Here is a 17105-nt window from a genome sequence, read left to right on the forward strand (position 1 = left end):
CCTCCGTCCTGCGGAGGGCCCTTCGGCCACACATAAAACGCGACCTTGGAATCCAAGGAAAAGTGCCCCGGGTCGGACTCGAACCGACACTGTACGGGTTTTGAATCCGTTGCCTGCTGCCAATTGGGCTACCGGGGCTCGAAGAATCAAAGGTGATCCCCGACCCTCCGCGCGTCCACCATACCGTAGCTAGGTAGGCTCTTGTCAGCAGTACCCCTGCCCTGAACGAGGAGCCCCCGTGACCGCCGCCGAGTCGCCCCAGCCAGTCGACGAACCCGACGACGACAAGTCGCATGTGCCTCCGCTGACGACCCGTGTCGTCATCGCCGAGGACGAGGCCCTGATCCGGCTCGACCTGAAAGAGATGCTGGAGGAGGAGGGGTACACGGTCGTCGGTGAGGCCGGTGACGGCGAACAGGCCGTCGAGCTGGCCCGCGAGCACCGCCCCGACCTGGTCATCCTGGACGTCAAGATGCCCAAGCTGGACGGCATCTCGGCGGCCGAGAAGATCGCCGAGGAGTCCATCGCCCCGGTCCTGATGCTCACCGCCTTCTCGCAGCGGGACCTGGTGGAGCGGGCCCGGGACGCCGGCGCGATGGCGTACCTGGTCAAGCCGTTCAGCAAGAGCGACGTCGTTCCGGCGATCGAGATGGCCGTCTCCCGCTTCAACGAGCTGCGGCAGCTGGAGAAGGAGGTCGCCGACCTCAGCCAGCGCCTGGAGACCCGCAAGCTGGTCGACCGCGCGAAGTCCGTCCTCCAGACCGAGTACGGCCTGACCGAGCCGGCCGCCTTCCGCTGGATCCAGAAGACGTCGATGGACCGCCGCATGTCGATGCAGCAGGTCGCCGAGGCCGTCATCGCGGACAGCGAGGAGAAGAAGTCCGGCAAGGCGTGACAACCCTTCCGCACGACAAGGCCCGCGCCCCGGAGAAGGGAGCGCGGGCCTTTGTACTGCCGTTCAGGGCAGCGCCACGGGCGCGGGGCACTGCGCGACCAGCCACATCCGGCCGGCAGTGCCCCACGACCGTCAGTCCTCGCCGAGATATGCCTTCCGGACCGACTCGTCGTGCAGCAGATCCTGCCCACTGCCCGACAGCACGATGGAGCCGACCTCCATGACGTGCCCCTGATCGGCCAGCGAAAGAGCCGCCTGTGCGTTCTGCTCGACCAGCAGGATCGTCGTCCCCTGCGACTTCAGCTCAAGGATCGTCGCCATGATCTTCTGCATCATGATCGGCGACAGACCCATCGACGGCTCGTCCAGCATCAGCAGCTTCGGCTGGGACATCAGCGCCCGCCCCATCGCCAGCATCTGCTGCTCACCGCCCGAGAGCGTGCCGGCGGCCTGCTTGCGCCGCTCGCCCAGGATCGGGAAGAGGTCGTAGGCTCGCTGGATGTCCCGTTCGATGCCCGCCTTGTCCTTGCGGAGGAACGCACCGAGCTGCAGGTTCTCGGCGATGGTCAGGCGCGGGAAGATGTGCCGGCCCTCGGGGGAGTGGGCGAGTCCGAGCGCGACGATCTTGTGCGCCGGAACCCCGCTGAGCGGTTTGCCGTCGAACACGACCTTCCCCGAGGCGGGCTTGAGCAGCCCCGACAGGGTACGCAGGGTCGTCGTCTTGCCGGCGCCGTTGGTGCCGATGAGGGTCACGACCTGACCGGCCTCGACGCTGAACGAGATGCCCTTCACGGCCTCGATCTTGCCGTAGGCGACCCTGAGGTCCTCGACCTCCAGCAGTGCGGTCACTGGGCCTCTCCCTTGGTGGTGCTGTCCGCCTCCGTGGCCTCCGCGCCTGCGGCCTCCGCGTCTGCGGCCGACGCCGCGTCTGCGGCCGGCGCCGCGTCGGCGGTCTCCGCCGCGGCGGCTGCCTCCGCGGCCTCGACCTCGGCTGCCTCCGCCGTCCCGGGATCGCCCTCGAAGGGCTCGCCCAGATAGGCGGCGACGACCCGGTCGTCCGCCTGGACGACGTCGGAGGTGCCCTCGACGAGCTTCTCGCCCTGCACGAGGACGGCTACCCGGTCGCACAGGTTGAAGATGAAGCGCATGTCGTGCTCGATGACGAGGACGGCGATGCCCTTGTCCCGGATGGCGAAGACCAGTTCCTCGGTGGCCCGGGTCTCCTGCGGGTTCATGCCGGCCGTCGGCTCGTCGAGCAGCAGCAGACCCGGCTCGCTGGCCAGCGCCCGCGCGATCTCCAGCTTGCGCTGCTCGCCGTAGGGCAGGTTGCGCGCGAGGTGGTCGCGCTTGGCGGCGAGGCCGATGAACTCCAGGAGCTCCATGGCCCGCGCCTCGGACTCCTTCTCGGCCTTGCGGAAGCCGGGCCCGCGCAGCAGCGCGGACCACAGGCCCTCCTTGGTCCGCGTGTGGCGGCCCACGAGGACGTTCTCCAGGACGGTCATGTTGGCGAAGAGCCGGATGTTCTGGAACGTCCGCGCGATGCCCGCCTGCGTCACCAGGTGCGGCTTGGGCGGCAGCACCTTGCCCTGGTAGGAAACGGTGCCCTCGGTGGGCACGTACAGCCCGGTGAGGCAGTTGAAGAAGGTGGTCTTGCCGGCGCCGTTCGGGCCGATCAGGCCGACGATCTCGCCGCTGTTGACCGTGAAGTCCACGGACCGGACGGCGGTCAGACCGCCGAACCGCATGGTGACGTCACGGGCTTCGAGTACAGGTGTCGTCATGGTTCCTTACGCCCCTGCCTTGGTGACGGCCGCGTCGTCGCTCAGCGTCGCCTGTGCCGGGACGTCGAGCTGGCCGGTCTCGTGGAACTCCAGCTGGCGGCGGCGGTTGGCGATGATGCCCTCCGGCCGGAACCGCATCAGCAGGATCAGCGCGACGCCGAAGGCGAACAGCTCGTAGTTCTGCAGGAACTGGAGCTTCTCCGGGACCAGGTAGAGCACGCTGGCGCCGAGCAGCGGACCGCTGACGGTGCCCATGCCGCCGAGGACGACGGCGGCCAGCAGGAAGGCCGAGTTGGGCGGCGCGGCGCCGGCGAACTGGTACGGCTGCGGGTTCACGCTGTAGTTGACGTGCGCCATCACGGTGCCGGCGAGACCCGCGAGGGAGGCGCCGAGGGCGAAGGCGATCAGCTTGACGCGGAAGCCGTTGATGCCCATGGCGGTGGCGGCGGTCTCGTCCTCGCGGATGGCGATCCAGGAGCGGCCGATACGGGAGTCGGCGGCGCGGGTGAAGACGAGCACGACGATCGCCGTGACGATGAGCATTAGGAACAGGTAGTTGGCGAACCGGCCCAGACTGTGCCCGAGGACGTCGTGCGACTCGCCCAGGTTGAACCCGAAGATGTTCAGGTCCGGGATCTGGGTGATGCCGTTGGGGCCGCGGGTGATGTTCGGGCCGGAGGTGCCGTCCAGGTTGTTGACGGTGATCCGGAAGATCTCACCGAAGCCGAGCGTGACGATGGCCAGGTAGTCGCCGCGCAGCCGCAGCGTCGGGGCGCCGATCAGCACACCGAAGACCAGCGAGGCGGCCATGCCGGTGAGGGCCGCGGCCCAGAACGGGAAGTGCACGCCGGAGAACCGGGAGTACTCCGAGCCGGAGACCAGCGCGGCGGCGTAGGCGCCGACGCCGAGGAAGGCGACGTAACCGAGGTCGAGCAGGCCGGTCAGGCCGACCACGATGTTCAGGCCGAGGGCCACGGTGGCGAAGATCAGGATGTTCACGCCGACGTTGGCGTTGTGGTCGTCGCTCTGGGTGAACGGGAAGATCACGGCGGCGACGAAGGCGAGCGTCGAGGCGAACCCCTTGTGGTGTGCCGCGGTGGTCGCGAAGCGGTCGACGAGGCCGGTGTGCATCAGACCCCAGGCGGCGAAGACGAGCAGCAGCAGGTAGCCGATGAAGGTCTCGCTGGCGTCGTTGTCGATGCCGATGCCGTAGGAGAAGGCCAGCAGGCCGAGCGCGACGCCGACCGTGAGGACGATGCGCTCGGTGATCGGCGACGCCTTGCCGGCGGCGGGCAGCTGAGGCTTGGTCAGGTAGCCGCGGAAGCCGGTGCCGGGGGCCGGGTGGGGCAGCGCGAGGGCGCCGACGACGGGCAGCGCGGAGGCCGCCATCGCCACGTAGGCGCCCGGGTCGAGGTTGACCAGGCCGCCGAGGTCGACGGCGATGGCGATGCCGGTGAACCAGCAGACGGCGAACGCCGAGAGGGCGGTCAGGAAGACCGGGGAGGTGGCGCCCGCCGGGTTGAGCCAGCGCAGCCACTTGACGTCCCACAGGGTCAGCCCGAACAGCAGGGTGAGGGCGCCGCCCACGAGGGCGAGGATCTGCAGGCCGGCCGGGTAGCCGTAGACCGTCAGGTCGCCGGGGAAGTCGGACGTCCAGGTCCAGCTGAGGAAGGTGCTGGCGATGGTGCCGACGGCGCCCACGACGACGAGCAGCCGGGCGACGGACAGGGGCAGCGGGACGGGCCCGCGCTCCGGCGCCGCCGGGGAGATGGTGGTGGTCTCGGTCATGCTGCTCACGCCCTGTCCGCGACGCGTTCGCCGAGCAGACCCTGTGGTCTGAAGAGGAGGACCAGGATCAGCAGGACGAAGGCCCACACGGAGGCCCAGCCGCCGCCGCCGAGCTGCTGCATGCCGGGGATGTTGGCGATGTAGGCGGTGGCCATGGCCTCGGCGATACCGAGGACGAGGCCGCCGAGCATGGCGCCGTAGATGTTGCCGATGCCGCCGAGGACGGCCGCGGTGAACGCCTTCAGACCGGCGATGAAGCCCATGTCGTAGGAGACCGAGCCGTACTTGAGGCCGTAGGAGACACCGGCGACGGCCGCGAAGAAGCCGCCGATCGCGAAGGCGATGACGATGATGCGGTTGGTGTCGATGCCCATCAGCTGTGCGGTGTCCGGGTCCTGGGCGGTGGCCTGCATGGCGCGGCCGGTGCGGGAGAGCCGGACGAACAGGGCGAGGATCGCCATGCACAGCGGGGCGGCGATGATCAGGAAGATGTCACCGCTCTGCACGGTCACCGAGCCGATGTGCAGTGGGCCGAACGGGAGTTGCGGGAAGACCCGGGCGGTCTTGGCGTCGCCGCCGACGTGGTACCAGTTGAAGACCGCCTGCTGCAGCGCGAGCGACAGGCCGATCGCGGTGATCAGCGGCGCGAGGCGTGGTGCGCCGCGCAGCGGCCGGTAGGCGAAGCGTTCGGCACCGACGGCGATGAGGACGGAGACCAGGGCACCGCCGATGAGCATCGCCGGCAGGGCTACCCACATGGATATGCCGTCCGGCAGGAGAAGGTAGACCGTGAGGGCGCCGAAGCCTCCGGTCATGAAGATCTCGCCGTGGGCGAAGTTGATGAGCTGGACGATGCCGTACACCATCGTGTAGCCGATGGCGATCAGACCGTACATCGAGCCGAGGAACAGCCCGTTGGCCAGCTGCTGCGGCAGGGTGTTCACCGCATGGCCTCCATGTGGTGGGGAGAGTCAGGGGGGCGTAGAAGGCGGGCCGCGCGGTGACGGTTGGTCTGCGCCGCGCGGCCCTGGTGGTGCGATGTGCCGGTGTGACCGGTTACTTCGGCGTGGCCACGCCGCTCTGGACGGACTTCCACGCGCCGTTGACGACCTTGTAGACGGTCAGCTGCTTGTTCGTGGTGTCGCCGTACTGGTCGAACGAGATCTTGCCGGAGATGCCCTCGAAGGAGGTGCTCTGGACGGCGCTGACGATCTGCGAACGGGCGTCGGAGGGGACCTTGCCGTCCTTCACGACGGTGCCGACGGCCTTGATGATCGCGGTGGTGGCGTCGTAGGCGTACGAGCCGTAGGTGCCGTAGTCGCCGGGGTACTTCTTGGCCTTGTAGGTGGCCACGAAGTCCTTGGCGGCGGGCAGGGTGTCGACCGGGACGCCGATGGACGTGGCGAGGTCGCCCTCGGCGGACTTGCCGGCGGTCTTGATGTAGGTGTCGCTGAAGATGCCGTCGCCGCCGAACAGCGGGATGTTGGCGCCCGCGGCCTTGAGCTGCTTGGTCAGCACCTGGGCCTCGTCGTACTGGCCGCCGTAGTAGAGCAGGTCGGCGCCGGAGTTCTTGATCTTGGTGACCAGGGTGGAGAAGTCGCGGTCGCCGGTGTTGACGTGGTCGGTCCCGATGACCTTGCCGCCCTGCTTGACGAACTGCTCCTGGAAGATCTTGGAAAGACCGGCGCCGTAGGTCTGCTTGTCGTCGACGACGAAGGCCTTCTTCTTCTTGGCGCCGTTGTAGGCGTAGTCCGCCGCGTAGGCGCCCTGCAGGGCGTCCGTGGTGGCGGTGCGGAAGTACGTCTTGAACGGGCGGGACGGGCTGGTCTGCCAGTTCTTGCCCATGGTCAGCTCGGGGTTGGTGTTCGACGGCGAGATCTCCACCAGGTTGGCGGTGGCGAAGACCTGCTGCATCTGCGTGGCCACACCGGAGTTGAGCGGGCCGACGACGCCGAGCACGTTCTTGTCGGAGACGAGCTGGGTGGCGTTCTGCTGGCCGGTGGCCGGAATCGCCTTGTCGTCCAGAGCCTTGATCTTGAAGGTGACGCCCGGGACGGTCTTGTTCTTGTTGGCGTCGTCGACGGCGATCTGGGCGCCGTACTGGATGCCGAGACCCGTCGCGGAGTTCTGGCCGGTCAGCGGGGCATCGACGCCGATCGTGACCGTCACGTTGCCGCTGTCGCCGCCCTTGCTGTCGCTGTCGCGGGAGCCGCAGGCGGTGAGGGTCAGGGCTCCGGTGGTCAACACCGAGGTAAGAATCACCAGAGAACGCGTTCGCACAATCGATCCTTTCCGCGGGCAGCACGCATCCCTCGCAGGGAACGACGAGCGCCGCGCCGGTACCGAACTCCCCATGGAGCGGTGACTGGCCGTGACTCTAAGCGCGGGTGAGGAACGTGGAGGAGGTCTTGTCGAAGGCTGTGACGCTCTTGTTATGACACGAGGTAATGCAGAGCGGTACAGGGTGGGGGGAAAGCAGGAATTGAGCCCGATTCGCCCCGTCCGCATTCTGAGAACCTGCAGGACCCGGCGTGATCCGTTCAGGTGTCTCGGCGGTTTTGGACATGACGCCCAACCGTTGCTGTGGGCGACTTCCGGGGCGGGCGGGAGACGCGTCGCGCCCCGGGAACTGGGGTGGAACAGCGAATGCGGATTACACGCGTATTACGTAGAGTTACGCCGGGGAAAGAAAGTCAAGCCTTCGGAAGTTTTTCGCATTTCTCGCCGCCGGGCGCGGGTACGGGCGGGGCGCGCCGGGGGGACGGGGCTGCCGGGCGTCGTTCTCTTACCGGGCGGAGCGCCGGCCCCGGCTCGCGGTGCCGAGGCCCCTCGCCCGCCGAACTGCCCGCCTGCCGAGGCCTTTCTGCCGAGGCCTCTCGCCCCGCCGCGGCGCCGGTCAGGCGCCGGTGCCCCGGAGTTGGGCCCCGTCGGCCGGGCGCACGTCACGCAGCAGGCAGGTGAGGCGGGCGGTGCACACCCGGCGGCCCTCCTCGTCGCTGACCACGATCTCGTACGTCGCCGTCGAGCGCCCCTGGTGGACGGGCGTGGCCACACCCGTGACCAGGCCGGAGCGGACCCCGCGGTGGTGCGTGCAGTTCAGGTCGACCCCGACCGCGATCTTCGAACTGCCGCCGTGCAGCATCGAACCGACCGAACCGAGGGTCTCCGCCAGCACCGCGCTGGCACCGCCGTGCAGCAGCCCGTACGGCTGGGTGTTGCCCTCCACCGGCATGGTGCCGACGACCCGGTCCGCCGAGGCCTCCACGATCTGCACGCCCATGCGGTTGCCCAGGTGGCCGGCCGAGAACAGGGCCTGCAGGTCGACGCCGAGCGAGGCGTACTCGTCGATGACCTCCTGCGGGAACTTCACGTGCTGCTGCTCGCCCATGGGCCGGCTCCGTTCGTCGTGCGGCTGACTCGATCCTGAGCAAACGCTCAGTGGGCCGCCGATTCTTCCAGACGCGCTGAGCGGGCGCTCAGACGGCGGCCGTCGGCTGCTGCGCCCCGCTCTCCAGACGGACCACCACGGACTTGCTGGCCGGGGTGTTGCTGGTGTCCGCGGTCGCGTCGAGCGGCACCAGCACATTGGTCTCCGGGTAGTACGCGGCCGCGCAGCCACGGGCGGTCGGGTAGTGCACCACCCGGAAGCCGGGCGCCCGGCGCTCCACGCCGTCCTTCCACTCGCTGACCAGGTCCACGTACGACCCGTCGGCCACGCCCAGCAGCCGGGCGTCCTCCGGATGCACCAGGACCACCCGGCGGCCGTTCCGGATGCCGCGGTACCGGTCGTCCAGGCCGTAGATCGTGGTGTTGTACTGGTCGTGCGAGCGCAGCGTCTGCAACAGCAGCCGCCCCTCGGGCAGTTCGGGGTACTCGACCGGAGCCGCCGTGAAGTTCGCCTTGCCGGTGGCCGTCGGGAAACGGCGCTCGTCGCGCGGGGCGTGCGGAAGCGCGAAACCGCCGGGGCGCGCCACGCGCGCGTTGAAGTCGTCGAAACCGGGGATCACGCGCGCGATGCGGTCCCGGATCGACGCGTAGTCCCTCTCGAACTCCTCCCACGGCGTACGGCTGCTGTCGCCGAGCACCCGGCGGGCCAGCCGGCACACGATCGCCGGCTCCGACAGCAGGTACGGGCTCGCGGGCTCCAGACGGCCGCGCGAGGCGTGCACCATGCCCATCGAGTCCTCGACGGTGACGAACTGCTCGCCACCGCCCTGCAGATCGCGCTCGGTCCGGCCGAGCGTCGGCAGAATCAGCGCCCGCGCGCCCGTGACGACGTGCGAGCGGTTGAGCTTCGTCGACACGTGCACGGTCAGCCGGGCCCGCCGCACGGCCGCCTCGGTGACCTCGGTGTCGGGGGTGGCCGCGACGAAGTTGCCCCCCATCGCGAAGAAGACCTTCGCCTCGCCGTCGCGCAGCGCGCGGATCGCCCGGACGACGTCGAAGCCGTGCTCGCGCGGGGGCGCGAAACCGAACTCCTTCTCCAGGGCGTCCAGGAAGGCGGGGGCCGGCCGCTCGAAGATGCCCATCGTGCGGTCGCCCTGTACGTTCGAATGGCCGCGGACCGGGCACACGCCCGCGCCGGTGCGGCCGATGTTGCCGCGCAGCAGCAGGAAGTTGACGACCTCGCGGATGGTCGGCACCGAGTGCTTGTGCTGGGTGAGGCCCATCGCCCAGCAGACGATGGTGCGCTGCGAGGCGAGCACCAGGCGCAGCGCCTCCTCGATCTCCGCACGGGTGAGGCCGGTGGCGGTCAGCGTCTCGTGCCAGTCGGCGGCGCGGGCGGCCTCGGCGAACTCCTCGAACCCGTGGGTGTGCTCCCTGACGAACTCCTCGTCGACCGCGCCCTCCGTCTCCAGGACGAGCTTGTTGAGGAGCCGGAACAGGGCCTGGTCGCCGCCGATGCGGATCTGCAGGAACAGGTCGGTGAGGGCGGCGCCCCTGAGCATGCCCTGGGGGGTCTGCGGGTTCTTGAACCGCTCCAGGCCGGCCTCCGGGAGCGGATTGACGCTGATGATCTTCGCGCCGTTGGCCTTGGCCTTCTCCAGGGCGGAGAGCATCCGGGGGTGGTTGGTGCCCGGGTTCTGCCCGGCGACGATGATCAGGTCGGCCTTGTACAGGTCCTCCAGCAGGACGCTGCCCTTGCCGATGCCGATCGTCTCGCTCAGCGCCGAGCCCGAGGACTCGTGGCACATGTTCGAGCAGTCCGGCAGGTTGTTGGTGCCGAGCTCGCGCGCGAAGAGCTGGTACAGGAACGCGGCCTCGTTGCTGGTCCGGCCCGAGGTGTAGAAGACGGCCTCGTGGGGTGAGCCGAGGGCGGCGATCTCCTCGCCGATGATGTCGAAGGCGCGCTCCCAGCTGACCGGCTCGTAGTGCTCGGCGCCCTCGGCGAGGTACATGGGGTGGGTGAGCCGCCCCTGCTGGCCGAGCCAGTAACCGCTGCGGTGGTGCAGGTCGGCGACCGAGTGCGCCGCGAAGAACTCGGGCGTCACCCGGCGGAGGGTGGCCTCCTCGGCCACCGCCTTGGCCCCGTTCTCGCAGAACTCGGCCGTGTGCCGGTGCTCGGGCTCCGGCCAGGCGCAGCCGGGGCAGTCGAAGCCGTCCTTCTGGTTCACCCGCAGCAGCGTCAGCGCGGTGCGCTTCACGCCCATCTGCTGCTGGGCGATGCGCAGGGTGTGCCCGATCGCGGGCAGCCCCGCGGCCGCGTGCTTCGGCTCCGCGACCTGCGGCGCGTCCTGGACCGGATCCCCCTTGGGCGGCTTCGTCGCCATCGCACGCTCTCCCTCTACACCGGCACGACTGCCCTGCGCCCCCGATCCTCGCACGCGCCACCGACAACGACCGAGCACGGGCCCCCGCCACAACCCAAAGCCGCCGCCTCGCCGCGCCCCCTGCTCCCAAGCCGCCGCACGTTCTACCCGCCGCCGCGGCGATCAGCCACGACGGCGGTGTCCGGCGGTGCCTGGCTCGGCGCACCGTGCCCGGCAGGGCCGCACGCCTCCCGCACCTCGCCCGGCATGGGCCGCGCCCTTCCGGCGCGCTCCCGGCTCACCTCGCCCCCTGCTTCGAAGCCGCCGCACGTTCTACCCGCCGCCGCGGCGATCAGCCACGACGGCGGTGTCCGGCGGTGCCTGGCTCGGCGCACCTCCGGCCGTCGGCCCTCACTGTCAGTGCGGCGTGGCAGGATCGGGGGCGTGGCAGAGACAGCAGCGAAGCAGACCGACAAGACCCCCGGCGGTACCCGTCCCCGGCTGATGCTCATGGACGGGCACTCGCTGGCCTACCGCGCGTTCTTCGCGCTGCCCGCGGAGAACTTCACGACCGCGACGGGCCAGCCGACGAACGCGATCTACGGCTTCGCGTCGATGCTGGCCAACACCCTGCGTGACGAGGCGCCCACGCACTTCGCGGTGGCGTTCGACGTCTCCCGCAAGACCTGGCGCTCCGAGGAGTTCACCGAGTACAAGGCGAACCGCTCCAAGACCCCGGACGAGTTCAAGGGCCAGGTCGAGCTGATCGGCGAGCTGCTCGACGCCATGCACGCCCAGCGCTTCGCCGTCGAGGGCTTCGAGGCCGACGACATCATCGCCACCCTCGCCACCCAGGCCGAGGCCGAGGGCTTCGAGGTCCTGATCGTCACCGGCGACCGCGACTCCTTCCAGCTGGTGACCGAGCACACCACGGTCCTCTACCCGACCAAGGGCGTCTCCGAGCTGACCCGGTTCACCCCGGAGAAGGTCTTCGAGAAGTACGGCTTGACGCCCGCCCAGTACCCCGACTTCGCCGCCCTGCGCGGCGACCCGTCCGACAACCTCCCCGGCATCCCCGGCGTCGGCGAGAAGACCGCCGCCAAGTGGATCAACCAGTTCGGCTCCTTCGCCGAGCTGGTGGAGCGCGTCGACGAGGTGAAGGGCAAGGCCGGCCAGAACCTCCGCGACCACCTGGAGTCGGTCAAGCTCAACCGCCGGCTCACCGAGCTGGAGCGCGGCGTGGAGCTGCCGAAGTCGGTCGCGGACCTGGCGCGCGCGCCGTACGACCGCAAGAGCGTCGCGATGATCCTGGACACCCTGGAGATCCGCAACCCCTCGCTGCGCGAGCGGCTCTACGCCGTCGATCCCGGCGCCGAGGAGGCCGAGTCCACGCCGATCACCGAGGCCGGCGTGGAGGTCGACGGCTCCGTCCTCAGCACCGGCGAGCTGACCGGCTGGCTCGCCGAGCACGGCACCGGGCCGCTGGGCATCGCCACCGTCGACACCTGGGCGCTCGGCACCGGCTCGGTCGCCGAGGTCGCCCTGGCCGCGGCCGGCGGAGCGGCGGCCTGGTTCGACCCGGCGGAACTCGACGAGGCCGACGAGAACGCGTGGGCGGCCTGGCTGGCCGACGCCGCCCGGCCCAAGGTCCTGCACAACGCCAAGGGCGCCATGCGGGTCTTCGCCGAGCACGGCTGGACCGTCGAGGGCGTCAGCATGGACACCGCGCTCGCGGCCTACCTGGTCAAGCCCGGCCGTCGCTCCTTCGACCTCGACGCGCTGTCCATGGAGTACCTGCACCGCGAGCTGGCCCCCGCCGCCGCGGCCGACGGCCAGCTGGCGTTCGGCGCGGACGACGGGGCCGAGGCCGAGGCGCTGATGATCCAGGCCCGCGCGATCCTCGACCTCGGCGAGGCCTTCGAGGAGCGCCTGGCGGAGGTCGGCGCGGCGGACCTGCTCCGTGACATGGAGCTGCCCACCTCCGTCCTGCTCGCCCGGATGGAGCGGAACGGCATCGCGGCGGACCGCGCGCACCTCGAAGCGATGGAGCAGATGTTCGCGGGCGCGGTGCAGCAGGCCGTGAAGGAGGCGCACGCGGCGGCCGGCCACGAGTTCAACCTGGGCTCGCCCAAGCAGCTCCAGGAGGTCCTCTTCGGCGAACTGGCCCTGCCGAAGACGAAGAAGACCAAGACCGGGTACACCACCGACGCCGACGCCCTCGCCTGGCTCGCCGGCCAGACCGACAACGAACTGCCGGTGATCATGCTCCGGCACCGCGAGCAGGCCAAGCTGCGGGTCACGGTCGAGGGCCTGATCAAGACCGTAGCCGCCGACGGCCGTATCCACACCACCTTCAACCAGACGGTCGCCGCGACCGGCCGGCTCTCCTCGACCGACCCGAACCTCCAGAACATCCCGGTCCGCACCGACGAGGGCCGGGCGATCCGCCGGGGCTTCGTCGTCGGCGAGGGCTTCGAGTCGCTGATGACCGCCGACTACAGCCAGATCGAGCTGCGCGTGATGGCCCACCTCTCCGAGGACGAGGGCCTGATCGAGGCGTTCACCTCCGGGGAGGACCTGCACAACACGGTCGCCTCCCAGGTGTTCGACGTCGACCGCTCGGCCGTCGACGCGGAGATGCGCCGCAAGATCAAGGCGATGTCGTACGGACTGGCCTACGGCCTGTCGGCGTTCGGCCTCTCCCAGCAGCTGAACATCGACGCGGGCGAGGCGCGGGTCCTGATGGACACGTACTTCGAGCGGTTCGGCGGGGTCCGCGACTACCTGCGCCGGGTCGTCGACGAGGCGCGTGCCACCGGTTACACGGCGACGCTCTTCGGGCGCCGCCGCTACCTCCCCGACCTCAACAGCGACAACCGCCAGCGCCGGGAGGCGGCCGAGCGGATGGCGCTCAACGCGCCCATCCAGGGCACGGCCGCGGACATCGTGAAGATCGCCATGCTGAGGGTGGACGGCGCGCTGCGCGAGGCGGAACTGAAGTCCCGCATGCTCCTCCAAGTCCACGACGAAATCGTCCTGGAGATCGCCCCCGGCGAGCGTGACCGGGTCGAGTCCCTCCTGCGCGCCCAGATGTCCACCGCGGTCCACCTCAGAGCCCCCCTGGACGTCTCGGTGGGCGTGGGCCCGGACTGGGAGTCAGCAGCGCACTAGCCGCCGGCGCGAAAGCCGACGGGGGGGCGCTGCAGAGGGGGCCGACAGCGAGCGTGCTGCGAGGGTTGCCGACGGTGGCGCGCTGCCCAGAGGGCTGACAGTGGGCCCGCTGTGAAGGGGCCGACAGGGGGCGCTGGTCCTTTCCTGCGGTTCTTCCGTCGCCGTTTCTCTCTCCGCCGCAGTGGTGCTCAGCCACGGCGGCGGCTCGCGGCGGTGCCGGACCCACGCGCGCTGTTCGGCACCGCCGGAAAGCGCCTGGCGGGCTGCGCGCCGTTGCGGCGGGGGAAAGAAGAGGGGGCGGCGCCCCGTCACTCGCGTGGCCCCCGCCGGAACGCCCCGGGCGCCGCCACCGGCAAGGATGCGGCCATGGGTATACGTATGGTTCACCGCCGGACGCCCCAGAGCAGGCCCTGGGCCAAGGCTCGTTCCGCCTCTGCCACCGCACAGGTCACGGCGTCCTCGTCGGCCCCGGCCCAGGCGGCCGGCGCCAGTTCCGCCCGCATCCCCGCCGACCTCGTCGTCACCGTGCGCCGAACGGCCACCCGTCTCCGCCGCAGGCTCCGCGCCCGCCTCGATCTGCGTCAGTGGCTCGACCTGGCCCGCAGCTACCTCGCGCTGCTCCTCACCGCGCTCCCCGGCCCCCGCCGCCCCCGCACCATGTCCGTGTTCGTGGCGAGCCTCACCGAACGGCGAACGGACTCCGCCGCACGGCTGCGGCCACCGGAGCCGGACGCCACACCCTGACCGCCACGGCGTAGCCCACCACCCCGAGGAGCAGCCCCGCGCCCGCTCCGAACAGCAGCGGGGGAAGCAGCTCCCAGGGCTTCGCGACCGCCCCCCAGTAGGCCCACCATCGCACCGCCCGGAGCATCGCCGCCAGCAGGACGCAGCCGGCCATCCCGCTCACGGCCCACCACCGGTCCCGTACCGACAGCAGTGGCACCCCCACCGGCTCCCCGGCCGTCGCCGTCGCCGGCGCCCGCCGCACCGCGCGGACCGCGAACACCGCGAGCACGGCCGCACCCACCACCGAACTGCCGTACTGGAGCAGGGTGTAGAGCGGCAGGCCCGCAACGTTCCGGCCGATCGCCGGGATCAGCCGCGTCCCCCATCGGTCGTGGTGCGTGAACGCGTCCCAGACCACATGGGTGAGCGCGCCGAGCACGGCGGACACGTACCACCACGCAGCCGGCCGCAGCCCGCCGCGCGCGCGTGGCGCCCCGCAGCGCAGCAGCGCGGCCGCTCGCCCCTGCCGGGCGCGGGGCGCGAGGGCCACGAGCGGTTCCCGGACCAGCAGCCACAGCGCCACCAGGGCCCAGGAGAAGAGCACGTCGACGGTGAACACACCGGTGAAGGAGTGCGTGAACTCGCCGAACTCCATCGCACCCGGCACCACGCCCGCCGCGTAGTAGGTGAGGTCGGGGGAGAAGGACCCTGCGACGAGCACCGCCGGCACCAGCCGTCCCCGTCCCGTCCCGTCCCCGCGCACGGCGGGCAGCACGGCGGCGGCGTGGCTGAGCGTGAACGGCATCCGGAACCCCCTGGAACAGTCGTCGGCCGGAGCGCCGAACAAGTGATCGCGTACGGCAAGTATCCGCCACGCCACCCTCGTTCAACGGGAGATGGCCAACTGGTGAAAACCGGGCACCGGTGGGTGTCCGTGGCAAGGAAGTTGTCGTAGGGTCGCCTGGGTCGCCGCCCGGCGTGCACGGCCGGACGCACTACCTCACCACGCGAAAGAGGTAACAAGAGGCAACCACAGCACCGGGTCGACCGTCCCATCAGGGGCGAGCAGACAGTCGGAGACGGGCGCTCAGAAGGCGCCCAGGGGAGGGGTTCACCTTATGGCGGCGCAATTCGGCAGGCGGCTGCGCAAGGGAGCGGCGACGACCGCCGCGGCCGCGTTGGCGGTAGCGGCACTGTCCGCGTCCCAGGCGCCGGGCGCCACGACCGGAGTCACGGGCAGACAGGCCAACGCCGGCGCCAGCACCTCCGTGCCCGACGGGACCGACGGGGCGGGCGCGGCCGGTGCCACCGGCGACTCGCCGTACTACACGGACCTGCCGCCGCTCAACAGCCCGAACCCCAGCACGAGCCCCACCGTCACCTCGCCGAGCATCGGCACCGCCGTCTCCCGGGGCGCGGCCGAGGCCGGCATACCGGCCACCGTCCTGGACGCCTACAAGAAGGCCGAGGCGGAACTGCGCGCTTCCAAGCCCGGCTGCAACCTGCCCTGGCAGCTGCTCGCCGCCATCGGCAAGGTGGAGTCCGGCCAGGCCCGCGGCGGTGACGTGGACGCCGAGGGCAACACCCTGCACCGGATCCTCGGCCCCCAGCTCGACGGCAACGGCTTCGCCCTCATCCCGGACACCGACGGCGGCAAGTACGACGGCAACAGCGAGTACGACCAGGCCGTCGGCCCCATGCAGTTCATCCCGTCGACCTGGGCGTGGGCGGGCCGCGACGGCAACGGCGACGGCGTCAAGGACCCCAACAACGTCTACGACGCGGCGCTCGCCGCCGGCCACTACCTGTGCCGCAACGGCTGGGACCTGTCCGTCCAGGCCGACATGAACAGCGCGATCCTCAGCTACAACGACTCGCAGGCCTACCTCAACCTGGTCATGTCCTGGTACGAGTACTACCGCAAGGGCACCTACTCGGTCCCGGACGGCACCGGCACGCTGCCGCACCACCGCAGCGACGGCTCGCCCGGTTCCGGTTCCGGCTCGGGGTCCGGGTCCGGCTCCGGCTCCCACGGCTCCACGCAGCAGCCCGGCAAGAGCATGCCGAACCCCCACGAGCCCACACCGGGCACCCCGAGCACGACGCCGAGCCTGCCGCCCACGGCCACCGACACCGTGGACCACCTGGAGGACGCGGGCACGGGCACCGGCACGCTCACGGCGATGGCCGGCGACGCGTTCGCCCAGCAGATCAGCATCCGCGCGGAGACCAAGGCCGACCGGATCGTCGCCAAGGTCCGGGTCCGCTTCACCATTGTCGGGGACACGGACGCGACCTTCGCCGGCGGCGAGAGCGCCGCCACGGTCGTCACCGACAGCAAGGGCATCGCCCTCGCCCCGGCCCTCCAGGCCGGCGAGAAGACCGGTGACTTCACGGTGCACGCCGCCGTGGTGGGCCGCGCGGCCAAGGGCGTCGACTACGACGCGACCGTCACCGCGCGCGCCGCCGACACCCTCGCCCTCGTCGACACCACCGCGCTGACCTGCACGCCGGGCGGCGAGTTCGCCGACCAGGTGCAGGCGAAGGCCACCTACAAGGGCGCCGCCGCCGGCAAGGTCGCCGCCACCGCCACGCTCGTCAAGTCGGCGGACGACGCCGGCGAGAACGACAAGGGCCCGTACTTCAAGGACGCGAACGGCAACGCCGTCCGTACCCTCACGGACCTGCAGACGGACGCCGACGGCCTGCTGACGCTGCCCAAGCTGTACGCGGACGACACCACCGGCACGTTCCTGCTCCGCATCACCACCACCGGCGGCGCGACGCTCACCGTCGACCTGACGGTCGCCGCGGCCGACGCCTCGTCCAACCCGTCACCGAGCCCCTCGCCCTCCCCGAGCGCCTCCGCGTCGGCTTCGGCCTCCGCTTCCCCGAGCGCCTCCGCCACGTCCTGATCCACGGTCGTTCGGCCGCCGAGGGGCCCCCACCCCGGCGCCCGGGGGGGCCGCCCGCGGCGGGCGACCGCGGTTTAAA

Annotated in this window: 12 protein-coding genes and 1 tRNA gene; 4 read left to right on the plus strand and 9 right to left on the minus strand. The window is 70.7% G+C overall.

The features are described 5' to 3' along the window. Positions 1-63: 63 nt before the first annotated feature. Positions 64-138, minus strand: a tRNA-Leu gene (locus AB0M11_RS21360). A 100-nt stretch (positions 139-238) separates the two neighbouring features. Here AB0M11_RS21360 and AB0M11_RS21365 point away from each other — a divergent pair. Beyond that, a complete protein-coding gene (locus AB0M11_RS21365; protein WP_365707698.1) occupies positions 239-895 on the plus strand; it encodes a response regulator in 657 nt (218 codons plus the stop codon). 132 nt (positions 896-1027) lie between these two features. Here the strand turns inward: AB0M11_RS21365 and AB0M11_RS21370 are convergent, their stop codons facing one another. The 7 genes from AB0M11_RS21370 to AB0M11_RS21400 all read right to left on the minus strand — a co-directional run bounded on the left by AB0M11_RS21370 (position 1028) and on the right by AB0M11_RS21400 (position 10235). Further along, on the minus strand, positions 1028-1744 hold the full coding sequence (locus AB0M11_RS21370; protein WP_365707700.1) for an ABC transporter ATP-binding protein: 717 nt from the start codon (positions 1742-1744) through the stop codon (positions 1028-1030). Then, entirely contained in the window at positions 1741-2676 is a 936-nt protein-coding gene (locus tag AB0M11_RS21375; protein ID WP_365707702.1) for an ABC transporter ATP-binding protein, read from the minus strand. The genes AB0M11_RS21370 and AB0M11_RS21375 overlap by 4 nt, the downstream gene beginning before the upstream one ends. Positions 2677-2682: 6 nt before the next feature. After that, complete coding sequence (locus AB0M11_RS21380) at positions 2683-4464, minus strand: branched-chain amino acid ABC transporter permease (protein WP_365707827.1); 1782 nt, start codon at positions 4462-4464, stop codon at positions 2683-2685. Between the two features lie 5 nt (positions 4465-4469). Further along, the gene (locus AB0M11_RS21385; protein WP_365707704.1) at positions 4470-5408 is read right to left on the minus strand and encodes a branched-chain amino acid ABC transporter permease; all 939 of its coding nucleotides are present in this window, start codon (positions 5406-5408) and stop codon (positions 4470-4472) included. Positions 5409-5520: 112 nt separating this feature from the next. Beyond that, positions 5521-6729: a branched-chain amino acid ABC transporter substrate-binding protein gene (locus AB0M11_RS21390; protein ID WP_365707829.1), complete on the minus strand. Its 1209-nt coding sequence runs from the start codon at positions 6727-6729 to the stop codon at positions 5521-5523. A gap of 631 nt (positions 6730-7360) precedes the next feature. Then, a complete protein-coding gene (locus tag AB0M11_RS21395) occupies positions 7361-7852 on the minus strand; it encodes a hotdog fold thioesterase (RefSeq protein ID WP_365707706.1) in 492 nt (163 codons plus the stop codon). A gap of 88 nt (positions 7853-7940) precedes the next feature. Next, on the minus strand, positions 7941-10235 hold the full coding sequence (locus tag AB0M11_RS21400) for an FdhF/YdeP family oxidoreductase (protein WP_365707708.1): 2295 nt from the start codon (positions 10233-10235) through the stop codon (positions 7941-7943). 423 nt (positions 10236-10658) lie between these two features. On the opposite strand from AB0M11_RS21400, the gene polA reads away from it, so the two are divergent. Both polA and AB0M11_RS21410 read left to right on the plus strand, forming a co-directional pair. Beyond that, the gene (gene polA / locus AB0M11_RS21405) at positions 10659-13385 is read left to right on the plus strand and encodes a DNA polymerase I (protein ID WP_365707710.1); all 2727 of its coding nucleotides are present in this window, start codon (positions 10659-10661) and stop codon (positions 13383-13385) included. Positions 13386-13751: 366 nt separating this feature from the next. Further along, positions 13752-14129 carry a hypothetical protein gene (locus tag AB0M11_RS21410; RefSeq protein WP_365707712.1) on the plus strand — a complete coding sequence of 126 codons (378 nt, stop codon included), beginning with the start codon at positions 13752-13754 and terminating at the stop codon, positions 14127-14129. Here AB0M11_RS21410 and AB0M11_RS21415 read toward each other — a convergent pair. Continuing rightward, entirely contained in the window at positions 14065-14916 is an 852-nt protein-coding gene (locus AB0M11_RS21415; protein WP_365707714.1) for a DUF4184 family protein, read from the minus strand. The genes AB0M11_RS21410 and AB0M11_RS21415 overlap by 65 nt on opposite strands. Before the next feature lie 313 nt (positions 14917-15229). Here AB0M11_RS21415 and AB0M11_RS21420 point away from each other — a divergent pair, with 313 nt between their 5' ends. Further along, positions 15230-17026 (plus strand): lytic transglycosylase domain-containing protein, encoded by a 1797-nt coding sequence (locus AB0M11_RS21420; RefSeq protein ID WP_365707716.1) that lies wholly within the window; start codon positions 15230-15232, stop codon positions 17024-17026. The last annotated feature ends 79 nt before the right edge of the window (positions 17027-17105 follow it).

It is taken from the genome of Streptomyces sp. NPDC051987, assembly GCF_040680735.1.
Taxonomy (GTDB): domain Bacteria; phylum Actinomycetota; class Actinomycetes; order Streptomycetales; family Streptomycetaceae; genus Streptomyces.